Annotated in this window: 13 protein-coding genes; 5 read left to right on the top strand and 8 right to left on the bottom strand. The window is 45.1% G+C overall.

The window, feature by feature from the left end; translation table 11 throughout:
• Positions 1 to 392: 392 nt before the first annotated feature.
• Positions 393 to 1667, bottom strand: a complete 1275-nt coding sequence (locus tag C170_RS15960) for an MFS transporter (protein ID WP_036611474.1) — start codon at positions 1665 to 1667, stop codon at positions 393 to 395.
• 210 nt (positions 1668 to 1877) lie between these two features.
• On the opposite strand from C170_RS15960, the gene C170_RS15955 reads away from it, so the two are divergent.
• On the top strand, positions 1878 to 2090 hold the full coding sequence (locus C170_RS15955; RefSeq protein WP_036611471.1) for a hypothetical protein: 213 nt from the start codon (positions 1878 to 1880) through the stop codon (positions 2088 to 2090).
• A 154-nt stretch (positions 2091 to 2244) separates the two neighbouring features.
• On the opposite strand, the gene queF is transcribed toward C170_RS15955, so the two are convergent.
• The 6 genes from queF to C170_RS15925 form a co-directional block, all read right to left on the bottom strand.
• Complete coding sequence (gene queF / locus C170_RS15950) at positions 2245 to 2736, bottom strand: preQ(1) synthase (protein ID WP_036611468.1); 492 nt, start codon at positions 2734 to 2736, stop codon at positions 2245 to 2247.
• A gap of 147 nt (positions 2737 to 2883) precedes the next feature.
• Complete coding sequence (queE, locus tag C170_RS15945; protein ID WP_051447222.1) at positions 2884 to 3657, bottom strand: 7-carboxy-7-deazaguanine synthase QueE; 774 nt, start codon at positions 3655 to 3657, stop codon at positions 2884 to 2886.
• Positions 3650 to 4141, bottom strand: a complete 492-nt coding sequence (gene queD / locus C170_RS15940; RefSeq protein WP_036611465.1) for a 6-carboxytetrahydropterin synthase QueD — start codon at positions 4139 to 4141, stop codon at positions 3650 to 3652. The genes queE and queD overlap by 8 nt, the downstream gene beginning before the upstream one ends.
• Complete coding sequence (queC, locus tag C170_RS15935; protein WP_036611607.1) at positions 4138 to 4818, bottom strand: 7-cyano-7-deazaguanine synthase QueC; 681 nt, start codon at positions 4816 to 4818, stop codon at positions 4138 to 4140. The genes queD and queC overlap by 4 nt, the downstream gene beginning before the upstream one ends.
• A gap of 386 nt (positions 4819 to 5204) precedes the next feature.
• Positions 5205 to 5909: an AIM24 family protein gene (locus tag C170_RS15930; RefSeq protein ID WP_036611462.1), complete on the bottom strand. Its 705-nt coding sequence runs from the start codon at positions 5907 to 5909 to the stop codon at positions 5205 to 5207.
• Positions 5910 to 5927: 18 nt separating this feature from the next.
• On the bottom strand, positions 5928 to 6383 hold the full coding sequence (locus tag C170_RS15925) for a hypothetical protein (protein ID WP_036611459.1): 456 nt from the start codon (positions 6381 to 6383) through the stop codon (positions 5928 to 5930).
• A 332-nt stretch (positions 6384 to 6715) separates the two neighbouring features.
• On the opposite strand from C170_RS15925, the gene C170_RS31165 reads away from it, so the two are divergent.
• The 3 genes from C170_RS31165 to C170_RS15915 all read left to right on the top strand — a co-directional run bounded on the left by C170_RS31165 (position 6716) and on the right by C170_RS15915 (position 8918).
• Positions 6716 to 6883, top strand: a complete 168-nt coding sequence (locus C170_RS31165; protein ID WP_200868507.1) for a hypothetical protein — start codon at positions 6716 to 6718, stop codon at positions 6881 to 6883.
• 207 nt (positions 6884 to 7090) lie between these two features.
• Positions 7091 to 7795, top strand: a complete 705-nt coding sequence (locus C170_RS15920; RefSeq protein WP_017690195.1) for a hypothetical protein — start codon at positions 7091 to 7093, stop codon at positions 7793 to 7795.
• Positions 7796 to 7946: 151 nt separating this feature from the next.
• Positions 7947 to 8918, top strand: coding sequence for a helix-turn-helix transcriptional regulator (locus tag C170_RS15915; RefSeq protein WP_036611602.1), 972 nt, complete (start codon positions 7947 to 7949; stop codon positions 8916 to 8918).
• Between the two features lie 57 nt (positions 8919 to 8975).
• Here the strand turns inward: C170_RS15915 and C170_RS15910 are convergent, their stop codons facing one another.
• Positions 8976 to 9647, bottom strand: a complete 672-nt coding sequence (locus C170_RS15910; protein ID WP_017690193.1) for a 3'-5' exonuclease — start codon at positions 9645 to 9647, stop codon at positions 8976 to 8978.
• Positions 9648 to 10083: 436 nt separating this feature from the next.
• On the opposite strand from C170_RS15910, the gene C170_RS15905 reads away from it, so the two are divergent.
• Complete coding sequence (locus C170_RS15905; protein WP_036611456.1) at positions 10084 to 12030, top strand: FAD-dependent oxidoreductase; 1947 nt, start codon at positions 10084 to 10086, stop codon at positions 12028 to 12030.
• The last annotated feature ends 60 nt before the right edge of the window (positions 12031 to 12090 follow it).

Raw genomic sequence — 12090 nt, 5'->3', positions numbered from 1 at the left:
AATATAAAAAAGGGTTCCTGCCAGTCTGTGAATACAGAGTTGGCAAGAACCCTTTTGTTATGGTTCAAACATTTTATTTAGACTGCAAATGTAGGTGACTAAAGTGAAATCTAACGAACTCAGCAGACACTACTGGGCGATATTTCACTAATCCCGATTTCTAAAGAATCTCAGACACGTTATTTCTGCATCTCACACGCACATTCCAACGTTTACGGCCTTTTTCTCGGGAATAGCGTTGCTCAGATTCTTTAGATTGCGAAACCGGCAGTATTCGTTCAAATAAGTGCTGTCAGGTTCGTTAGCGCAAGATAACGTCTTATAAGGCGATGCTGCCACGTAAGGAATGGATCTAATATAGAATAAAAAGTGGACATCTGTTGATGTATTCTTTATTCCTCACTACCATTTTCCTTCGCCCAGATATTGAGTAATTTATCGGATGGAAGCAGGAATGTGAAAATCCCGAGCAGGGGTAGGAAGCTGCACATCTGCATTACCGGTGATACGCCGAAGACGTCAATCCAGTTCCCCAGCACGAGTGCGCCCAGGCCTCCCATACCAAATGCCAGACCAGTAATTAGACCAGAAACCGTTCCGATTTTGCCTGGAATCAGCATTTGCGCGTATACAACAGTAACCGAGAAGCTGGATAACATGATAAAACCAATAATGGTTAGCAGTACGCCTGTCCAGAACAGATTCGCATAGGGCAGCAACAGAGCCAGTGGAGCAGCTCCAGCCATGGACAGGAAGATCAGGTTACGTTTGCCGAATCGGTCCGCCAAGGGGCCTCCGAAGAACGTACCAAGTGCTCCAGCAGCCAGGAACAGGAAGATATAGATCTGCGCGTCTTCTGTGGACAATCCAAAGGTATCTTTCAGATTAAACGCATAGAAGCTGCCAATGGAAGCGATATACCAGGAACGAACAAAGACAAGCAAGATCAATAGCGTAATGGCGGCAGTAATCTTTTTACGTAAAGCAGGATTGGGTGCACGACGGGCAGCAGCCTGTCTACGCAGGTATCCTCCCGATTGCAGCATACGTCCATACCAACGGGCAATGTAGATCTGAACTGCAATTCCCATGGCAGCAATGCCTGTAAATCCAATGGCACCGAACAGTCCAAACGGGATAAAGATCCAGCGTGTAAGCAATGGGGCAAGGGATTGCCCAGCGTTACCACCAACCTGGAAGATGGACTGTGCCAGTCCACGGCGTTGACCAGCAGCCATATGGGATACCCGTGAACCTTCCGGATGGAAAGCGGCGGAACCTAGACCGACAAAGATAACGGAGATCAGGACAGCCATATAACTGTCAGCGAAAGCCAACAGCAACATGCCGGTAAATGTAAAACCCATGCCAATGGGCAGGATAGATGGTGTCGGTTTTTTATCAGCAAACCAGCCTACGACAGGCTGCATAATGGATGCGGTAAAGTTAATAGCAAATGAGATCCATCCGATCTGAGTATACGTGAGATGCATGGAATCTTTCAAAATCGGAAAAATGGCTGGAATAACCGACTGGATCGAATCATTGAAGAGATGAACCAAACTAATGGCAATGAGTATCCGGTAAACGGTGCTTTGGGCATCCGATCCGGGTGGGGCTTTCGAACGCGCTGCGGCGTCCTTGGTTAAAGTGGATTGAGTAGACATGTACAATTCTCCTTTGGTCGCGGTCACGAGGGATCAGCGCCTGATGTTGTAATATATGCGTGTAAGCATATTGTTACATAATAGGATAGATTGATTGGACCGACAAGGGGAACATGAGAAAACGTACATTTACAAAAAAAACGTATTACTTTAGCGTATACTGTAAGAAGACCTATATTTATGTGTAAGAAGGATAGAGGAGGGATGGATATGAAATCCTTATCACCTTATGAATCCGCCAAACGTGAGTTGGTGATGACTATTTTGTATATGGTTGTAATAACGTTTCAGGCTGTCTATGTTGCACCAAAATCTCTATCTGCTGCCATCGTCATATTTATCATTTTTCAATCGATTGGTGTGCTGATGTTGAGACATTACGTCAAAAAAGTCAGAGAACTAAAGGAAGATCAGTCTACTTGAATGCGCTGCGATCCAATTGCGTTGAGACACTTAGTCTCATACAGGTGTATACTAACCAAAGAAAAAGCCGGATCTCTTCAGGTTTTGAAGAGTTCGGCTTTTTTGTGTCCTATAATTTGATTTTATTTATAGCAGAGTTTATTTACCCGCCAGTTTAACGATTATCAATCGTTTCCGGATACATATCATGATTCATCATACGATGGTCGGCCATCTGCTCGTACTTTGTTCCAGGCTTACCATAGTTCGTATACGGGTCAATGGAGATGCCGCCGCGCGGTGTGAATTTGCCCCATACTTCGATGTAGCGGGGGTCCATCAGCTTGATCAGGTCGTTCATGATGATGTTCACGCAGTCCTCGTGGAAATCACCATGGTTACGGAAGCTGAACAGGTACAGCTTGAGTGATTTACTCTCGACCATTTTCACATCGGGAATGTAGCTGATATAGATCGTTGCAAAGTCCGGCTGACCCGTAATCGGGCACAGACTGGTGAACTCCGGGCAGTTGAATTTCACAAAATAATCGCGGTACGGATGTTTGTTATCAAAGTTCTCCAAGATTCCCGGATCATATTCAAACGTATAGTTAACGTTCTGGTTGCCCAGCAACGTCACATCTTGCATCTCATCAGGTTGTCTCATCGGTTATTAAACGCTCCTTGTTTCCGTCAAAGCCCGAAGCCTCGCGGTATATATAAATAGGCAATTTTGCCTGTATAATTCTCTTCATTGTCTGAGGACATTTCGTCCTCATCCTACATTAGCCGCCCATTCCACCTATCCTGCCCATCACACGCCGCGTTTGTTGCCCCATACCAACGTATGAAGCTGTGGAAGCACACGAACGTTGTTCAGGTCATCGGAGGCACTGACTTGGTCAATCAGCCACTCATAACGAGCAAGCAGTGAGGACACCAGATCTGGCGTTTCAGCGGAATTCACATCCGGGTTCCCGGTTTGTAAAAATAAATCCGTGCCCGGATACCGTGCATGCACACGGCGGGCATAGTCCAGGTCTGTCTCATCGAAGATCACGATCTTCAGACTGTGACTTCGTTCTACCGGGCCAGCGGCCAGCCGTTTGATCAGATCATCCAGCACGGCCCAATCGGTGTCCATGCCGGAGCTCGGTGGCTTGGGCGAGACGGTGACTTCGTCAATGTTCGCCAGCCAAGGCTGCCAGCGGGAGCCCTGTGTCTCCACCGCAGTGCGGATGCCGTTCTCCCGCAGCAGGGCAACCAACCCGCCCAGCGAAGCGAGCAGGGCGGGATTACCGCCAGAGATAGTAACATGGGAGAAACGGGTGCCGCCAACGCGGCGCAATTCTTCCCATACATCCTCTGGCGTAATCATACGAATCAGGTCCTTGCCACTGCCGTCCCAGGTAAAGGCCGAGTCGCACCAGGAGCAGCGATAATCGCAGCCGGCGGTACGAACAAACATCGTTTTTTGTCCGATGACCATGCCTTCGCCTTGAACCGTCGGACCAAAAATCTCCATCACGGGAATACGAGCCTCTTTACGAGATCCCTTCTCATTCACCTGCTGTGTCACACTACTCATCGATCATCCACTCCCGTCTCGCTTCCGCGTAACTGGTGGGTGTCTCGAAGAGTCGGACAAACTCTGTCCGCCCACCATCGGTCAGCCCCGCATAGGGTTCCGTCTGGAGCGCATGTTCCATCTGTTCGAACAGCCAAACGACCATATTCTCGGCTGTTGTATTCATTAAAGGAAGTGTCTCGTTAAGGTACTGATGATCCAGATATCCCTCAATTTGAGTTTTCCATATATCTTTGATATGTCCAAAATCAACTGTCAGCCCGGTTTCACCCGGATAACCGCTGATGCCAAAAATAACTTTATACGTATGACCGTGCAGGTTCTTGCACTTGCCTTCATAACAATGCAGGTGATGTGCTGCGTCAAAGGTGAATTCTTTGCTTACAAGCACACGTTTGCGGTGGTAGCGCAGCTGGGTGGGCAGAATATCTTCTCCGATGCGTTGCAGATGCTCTACAATACGGAATGTTCCAGGCTCTCTCATCGTACATCCACTCCCGCCGATTCAGCAGCAGTACGTTGCTGTACATAGCGATCCAGTCCGGCTTTGCGCAGTTTGCAAGCGGGGCAATCTCCGCATCCATCGCCGATCACGCCGTTATAACAGGTCAGAGTACGCTCACGGACATAATCAAAAGCACCAAGGTCATCGGCCATCTTCCACGTTTGGGCTTTGTCCAGCCACATGAGCGGGGTATGAATGACAAATGGATAGTCCATGGACAGGTTAAGCGTCACATTCATCGACTTCACAAATGAATCCCGGCAATCCGGGTATCCGCTGAAATCCGTCTCGCATACACCTGTAACCAGGTGACGTGCTCCTTTTTGCTTGGCCATAATGGCTGCAAAACTGAGGAACAGTAGATTCCGTCCATCCACAAATGTACTCGGCAGTTCGCCTTCTTCATGCGTAATCTCGACATCCGTGCGAGTGAGCGCATTGGGGGCAAGCTGATTTAACAGACTCATATCCAGTACCGTTTGCTGTACGCCCAGATCACGTGCGATCTCTGTTGCACATTGAATCTCTAACTTGTGGCGCTGACCATAATCAAACGTGACGACCTCTACTTCGGCAAACTGTTGTTTGGCCCAGAACAGACACGTGGTACTATCCTGACCGCCGCTGAATACAACGACTGCTTTTTCTTCGTTCAACATAAAAAAACCTCTCTATCTTCTTGAGATCAAACCATGCACATAGGCATAGAGTGTCGGAAGAACAGAGAAGTTCATGAACTGGCATCCATCAAAAAACACACCTTCTCGATAACCGCTTCAAAAAAGCAGGCAAGAGTAAGTGTCCTTAGTTTTTTACGTACATGATTGCATGGTGACCGCAACGTGTACGCAAGACTTATACTGACCATCACATGGTCAAGTCTTATAGAGGGAGTTCGCGAACCTCTCCCATGCCACAGGCATGGATTTTCTTCTTCAATTGTCTGAACCATTATAACATGAAACGGTGTGGTGACCACCCCACTGGAGCATAGTGGCAGCTAATTGGTCGGCTCCATCAACTAACAGCTTATTTGATCAGTTTATTTGATCAATACATTGCCGAAAGGGATCACTTCTTTCAGAATTCGTTTGAACAGTCCCTCATCGTTAAGATCCTGTTCCAAGCGGTGATTCTCACGTCCCGCCTGAAAGAGTACAGATCCATGTCCTGTCATCTTCCAATGATAATTCATATGCTGACTGGCAAGGTTGTTACCATATACGGTGAGTTCCAGATGTGCATTTTCGGGATAGGCAATAATGCTACCAGCATCCACATAGAGCGGCGCTGTTGGGTGAAGTTCCTGTTGGCAGACCTGACCTTGAGTGAGCAATCCGATTTTGCCTTTGCCGGAAAATTTCATTTTCACTGCATCACGGGTGATCAGCATGTTTTTGATTTTCTGAATTTTGGTATGCATGGTTACACCATCAGAGTAGAAGAACAGGTGGCGGAAGTCATAGAGCAGATCACTGTCCTCCGTTAGCTCCACTTCCTTCATCGTGAATCCGGGAGGCAGGGCAGCCACAAATTGGCAAGGTCCGGTGATTTCGGATTTAATCAGCTTTTTTTTGCGATATATGCCCGTGATATTCATGAATTTATCATTGCGACTCCCACTTGGACCGCGGAAGGCCACAATCTGCTGCGGATGCAAAATATGAAGGCGGTCATCTTTAATCAGTGAAAATGTGACGACTTGTCCTGCTCCGCTTGCTTCAGCATTGTTCAGGTGTATGTTCATGCAGTTGCTCCTGTTCTTTTATACTCGGCCCGAACGGCGACGCATTCCCCAGCGCATCACACGAATCAGAACAAAGTAACCCAATATGAGAGAAACGACAGTGATGATCGTCGTCTGAATTCGTTTGGTGGTAGCTGCTTTGGCATTCTGGTCGTCCTGTAATTTACTTACCATTTCAGTTAGTTTCTGGTTCTGAGCCAGTAGTTGTTCGTTCTGGGTCTTAAATGCTTCGACATTGGCCTGGGCTTGTCCCAACTGAGCAGACGTTTGATTTAATTGCTCCATCGTTTGCTTATAACTTTCCTGCAGAGCGTTCACTTCTCCGGGCAGTTCGGAGACTCGCTCCCATCCGCTGTATATATCCGTAAAAATATTGGCACTGGCTGCACTTACTGTCGAAGCGATCGAAACGGTAAATAGAATGCATGTGGTGAATAACACCCGAATGAAATAACCCTGAATGGATTTTGGCATCGTTAACACCTCTTTCTTCGGTTAGATAGATCAATCGCCGAATTCGTCGTCTATTGTTGAAATACGGCTCTTACATTATACGTCAAAACCGGGACGATGGGTTCAAGATGATATCGTTTTATTACCCGAAATATATAAAATTATTTAGGCACAGGGGTTGTTTAGCTTACAAATCTGCGGGGTAATAGAACGATAGGCAAGCACACCGGACCGTTTTACAGATCTTTTACTTCAGTTCCGGGTGCATGCTATTCACAAATGCGCAATTTAATGAACGATACCAATATATCCGATTGAATATAAGATCGTGAACATGAAGGAGTAGAAACATTATGTATACAGCAGATCAGAACACATCAACCAAAACGATTATGATCACTGTTAATGGAGAGCCAGTAGGGCGTAAGCTGGTCATTGACAGTGTCACCTATGCACCGGTAAACGAAGTAGATGGTGTACAATATTTACACAAAATGGGAATCGATCATCCTACTGTTTAATTTGGGACTTGTCATAGATAAGTGATTGATAAGCTTGGCCTAGTGCCAGGCTTTTTCGTCGTTTATTGTCGTATTGAGACGGATTTAGGGATATAAAACTAATATATTGGAAAAATTTAATGAGAACATGTGTTCCGTGACAATATAGTGTCCATTCACCCTGATAACTTAGAAGATAATACACATAAATCGGGGGAGAGACTACCAGTGAACTCAGTCTTTGAAGTATCTTATTCGTGGAATAAAGAGGCCATACCGACAGGGGGAGCCGACCCCGTATATATGATGGTAGAGTGGCGTAACGGTGCCCCTGCCAAAAGACTTAGGAAAATAGCACCCAAAATTGTATCAAGAGATTTGGAACTTTTGCTCAAACCGGAATATGGAGTACAGCTAAAAGGCATTTATGGATGTCGTTCCAAGGAAACGGATATTGGCTGGTTGTTGAGGCTTGGGGATATGTACAAGGGAGAAAGTAAACAAATTTTGCTTGAATTCGTCATGGGACCCCGTGTATCAGGAAAAGCTGCCGTATGTTCAGCCTACTGGAGCACAAGGAAGTTGAAGCAAAGTCAACGTGTATTGTTACGAAGAGAACAGTTGTATATTCAGTACACCAGTCATCTGGGCATGCTGCGACAGCCGGAAGATCCCAAGGTGGAGAAGACGATCAAATTAAGTGAAACCGTGCCCCTGATCAAACAAGCCCTGCGCGCCTACGAAAGAGGCCGGGTTCAAGAGGGAAGTAATATGTTACGTCGTCATGCTGATGCCTTGTTAATTGAAGCTGCGCGGAAGCAAGATCTGGACTATTACGCGGAAGCCGAGATCGTTGAAAAGTTGCGTTATCACTATGAGATCACGTTTACAACAGGATATCATGATCGTGAAAAAAAGATATTAGGGGAATAGGGTTGATTTCAGGTGGTAACGGTATAGAGAGAGTCTACATATTTGAAGGTGAAGTTTAGGAGAAGGTCGAATGTATGTATCAATATCATATTAAACAATGGATGGAGTTGTATCAAATTTATTGAAACAACATCGTGGAGGGTCCGGCAAAATGACAGACCGACTAATCCGATTAATGCGCATTATAACGCTGGTGCAGGCGAAGCCAGGCATACTGGCACGTGAGCTCGCCCAGCGATGCGAGACGACGGAAAGGACGATATACCGCGACATGGAGGCCCTCAGTGCAATGCATATCCCGATCGCCAATATGGGACACGGGCAAGGGTACATGTTTATCAGCCAATTTGCCATGTATCCGCTAAATTGGTCTGATGAAGAAGCCCAAGCCTTCATGCATCTTACTGAAGTTATGGAGAATATTCGTCCTTTGCTGAAACCTGCTTTTGAGAGCGCTTATGAGAAAGTGGTTGCTGCGAGTCAGAAAAACAAAACAGAACGAGTGGAATGGTCGGAGCAAATTAGTGGATTGTTCAAAGCGGGATTGCCCGCATGGCAAAATGAAAACAACGATTCGCAGAATCAATCCATGATTACCCTGCTTCAGGCTGGCATTTCACAGAACACCATTGAAGGGGAGTATCTGTCTCAAGGTAAAAAAGGGATCGTACGTATAGATCCTTACTGTCTTATCCCTCGTGAATACAGATTTGAGCTGTTAGGGTATTGTCACCTGTCGGAGAAGCTTCGAATATTTCAGGTGAGCCGGCTACAAAAGATACGAATATTGCCACGCACGTTTCGCAAAGAGGATTATCTGATGCAATCGCACTTCCGCATTCCTTGGGCATACGAGGGAAGTACGGAGTGGACTGCGTTCAAAATTCGATTTGCACCCCATGCTGTGGAGCGTGTGATGCAGGAGCAATTTTTTTTACGACCCATCCTAACCATTGAACCGGAAGGTAGCCTGTTATTTGAAGCCATATTAAGTGATGTTGACGAATTTCTTGTATGGATATCTAAATATGGACCTGATGCGGAAATTCTCGAACCGGAGATCTGCCGCATCAAGATGAAAGAACGTCTAAACTATTGGCAACAAATGTACAATAAAAGTTGAGATTAGAATGCCACCTATCCTAAGCCAAAACACGATTAAGTACTGTGCTGTGGACGGTTACTCTTTGGTTTTGAAAAGGCTTGCCAGATTGCCAAATGGAGATTCTTTTTCTTCATCTTCTGTGGAGCTGGAATAAACCACCTTGGATGTAATGCCCTCATCATCGGCTGCACAGTTGTTTTCCAGAGTGAAACGGTCAAATTGATGCATAAACACCTTGGCTGTATTGATGGCATCATCCAAGGCACGATGCTGGGTACCATCAAATTCAATTCCGCAGATTTCAAGAGCCTGAGCGAGTCCGAGTTGACGGAACTTGCCTTCTTTACGAACGGTGCGGGACCATTGTTGCTGGAGATCGTTATGATTGGTGATCCAGGCCACATCAAGTTGATGGGTGCGACAATGAGAGATCAGTTTGCTGCGGTCATCGGGTCCCCAGGAACACATGTAATAGGGGTCACTTCCCATCCAGGCGATGAATTGATTCAGTGCTGCCGGAAAAAGTGGGGCTGCATCAATATCTTTCTGCGTGATACCTGTAAACTGAATCGTGTCAGTGGAAAGAACAGACTTATTGGAAGGACGAACATACGTATGGAACGTATCCGTTACGACCAATCCATCGGCACTTTCCGTAACTTTGACGGCACCGATATCAATAATTTCAGAAGAATAGCGAGTATTGCGGCTTACCGTGAATTCAAGATCATATATGATATATGGCATAGGACAAGCTCCTTTATCGATTAATACCTGTGATAGATTTCTATTTCTCTATATTACAGGGAACGTGCTGCCATGTCAGCCATCGCCAGAGAATTCATTGTAGTCAGGATGAACGAACAGTCTGAGTGTTTAATGATCTTTCTGATCCATTTCCGGTTTTGGTAAGTCTTTACTTCGCAAAAAGTGGTCGTTATAATGAGGAAAGTTAGGGACTTTCCTGTGTTTTGTTTGTATTTATGGCAACATAAAAGTAGAATTTTCCGTCTTATTATCAAAACTTCCTAACACGGTTTGAAGTGTTGGGGAGTTTTTTATTATTTATAGCATACTCATGTAGGAAAGGAGGAAAAGTTAGTCGGTTGTTGGTATAACAGTAATAAAACTACTTCACGAGTTAGTATTATTGAATTTAAAGTACATATGGAGGTTTGTTTCTTTGATTAGTAGAAAATTGAAAATAACAGCAATTATAGCCATTGTGTTTATTGTTTTAATGAGCGCTGCATATGGTGCATTCTATATCTGGAACAAGAATTATAAATTTAATAATAATTATGTATGGCAGCCTTTGGAGGACGTGCAATCTACACTAAACCTGAAAGATTCCTATAACGTTATTGTAGCTGGAACGGATCCGGAAGGTATTACTGCTGCCTTATCAGCTGCTCGTAATGGGATGCGTGTATTGCTGGTGGAAGCAAGAGATCGCAACATGTTGGGAGGATTGTTGACCGAGGGAGGTCTTAATACGCTGGATCTAAATTATTCCCCTGAACAACCGCAGTTATTGAGTAGTTTGCGGCAGCCTGACTTTTTGAACAAAGGCATTTTCCAGGAATGGTTTGACCAGATCGAGGGTAGTTCATTTGATACCAACACAGCGGCTAACATTTTCTATCGGATGGTTCGTTCTGAACCTAATATTGACCTGTTGATGAATGTTAAGGAATTAGTCCCTCTTACTGAACAATCTACGGGAGATCACACGACAATAACGGGTATGAGCATAACTAAAGAAGATGGAACAACTGTTCAGATTTCAACCCGCTCCATCATTGATGCAACGCAAGATGCGGATATTGCAGCCGCTGCAGGAGTTCCATACTCCATAGGTAGACAAGATATTGGAGATGGTAAATCCAAAATGGTCTCTACGCTTGTATTCAAGTTAAGCGGTGTTACTGATGAGGTATGGCAAAAGTTTAGGGAAAGAGAGGGAACCGGGGTTGATAAGATGAGTGCTTGGGGGTACGGTGATGCTAGAAAATATGAATCCTCCAATCCACAACATATTAAGATTCGAAGTCTGAATATCGGAAGACAAAATGATGATACAATCTTGATTAATACGATGCAAATCTTTGGGGTAGATCCGTTAGATCCGATATCTGTGAAAAAAGGTCTGGAAATCGGGCGTAAAGAAGCCCCACTAATTGTTGATTTTCTGAAGAAAAATTATGATGAATTTGCAGGGTTAAAATATGCTGGAACAGCAGACGAGCTTTACGTGAGAGAATCACGTCATATCTATGGCGAGTACCGATTAACATTAGCTGATGTCATGGAAAATCGTGATCATTGGGATGCCATTGGATACGGCTCATACGATATTGATATTCAGAGCACGAGTGTTGGAAATCCCGGCACGATTATGTTGAGTCCGATTCAATATGGTGTACCTTTTCGCTCGCTTGTACCGCTAAAGGTTGATGGTTTGCTCGTCGTTGGACGTGCAGCAAGTTTTGATACAATCCCACACGGTAGTGCAAGAGTTGTCCCACTGGGAATGGCAGAGGGAGAAGCAGCAGGAGCGGCGGTCAAGCTGGCATATATCCATAAGGAGTCCTTCCGCGAACTCTCAACTTCCGAAGAGCGAGCATCTGAACTACGTAAGATGCTGGAGAATCAGGGGATGGATCTGAAAGTACATCGTTTCGAACAGCCTGATTATATGGAGCATAAGGATTACAAGGGATTGCTGGCTGCAGCGAGTATGTATATGACTTCAGGCAATTATAATAACGATGGTTGGGAACTGGATAAAGGAATGAATCCAGAACGATTTTTAAGTAAATTGAAAAGAATGCAAGCGATGTTTCCAGAAGCCTACACAGGCAGTGCCGACCAAGCTCTAGCAAATATGGAGAATGCCGTAACCCTACCTTTAACGTTGGATCAGGCTGCGTATATGTTATGTCTGGCAATGGGATCTTCAGAAACGGAAACTTCACTTGAACAGGCACTTGCTCATTTGCAAACACAAAACTTTATAAGTGCCGACACGCTTGCTGGCATTGCTGACAAGAACAATCTTACCAATGGGGATGCGTTTATGCTCATTCGTGATGTAGTGGAGTATTATTCTGGAGTTGTATTCGACTAATTGGTTGACAATTACTTGTAAATGAACTAATGTGGTCAAAAATGATAACAGTGTTATAAC

Source organism: Paenibacillus sp. FSL H7-689 (genome assembly GCF_000517905.1).
Taxonomy (GTDB): domain Bacteria; phylum Bacillota; class Bacilli; order Paenibacillales; family Paenibacillaceae; genus Paenibacillus; species Paenibacillus amylolyticus.
Note: the sequence above shows the minus strand (reverse complement) of the source record. Positions and strands in the feature narration are given on the sequence as shown.

Excerpts from the sequence above, each read along its gene's own strand:
- C170_RS15955 (WP_036611471.1), top strand. The coding sequence starts at position 1,878 with ATGAAATCCTTATCACCTTATGAATCCGCCAAACGTGAGTTGGTGATG.
- C170_RS15925 (WP_036611459.1), bottom strand. The coding sequence starts at position 6,383 with ATGCCAAAATCCATTCAGGGTTATTTCATTCGGGTGTTATTCACCACA.
- C170_RS15930 (WP_036611462.1), bottom strand. The coding sequence starts at position 5,909 with ATGAACATACACCTGAACAATGCTGAAGCAAGCGGAGCAGGACAAGTC.
- queD (WP_036611465.1), bottom strand. The coding sequence starts at position 4,141 with ATGAGAGAGCCTGGAACATTCCGTATTGTAGAGCATCTGCAACGCATC.
- queF (WP_036611468.1), bottom strand. The coding sequence starts at position 2,736 with ATGAGACAACCTGATGAGATGCAAGATGTGACGTTGCTGGGCAACCAG.
- C170_RS15910 (WP_017690193.1), bottom strand. The coding sequence starts at position 9,647 with ATGCCATATATCATATATGATCTTGAATTCACGGTAAGCCGCAATACT.
- C170_RS15915 (WP_036611602.1), top strand. The coding sequence starts at position 7,947 with ATGACAGACCGACTAATCCGATTAATGCGCATTATAACGCTGGTGCAG.
- queE (WP_051447222.1), bottom strand. The coding sequence starts at position 3,657 with ATGAGTAGTGTGACACAGCAGGTGAATGAGAAGGGATCTCGTAAAGAG.
- C170_RS31165 (WP_200868507.1), top strand. The coding sequence starts at position 6,716 with ATGTATACAGCAGATCAGAACACATCAACCAAAACGATTATGATCACT.
- C170_RS15960 (WP_036611474.1), bottom strand. The coding sequence starts at position 1,667 with ATGTCTACTCAATCCACTTTAACCAAGGACGCCGCAGCGCGTTCGAAA.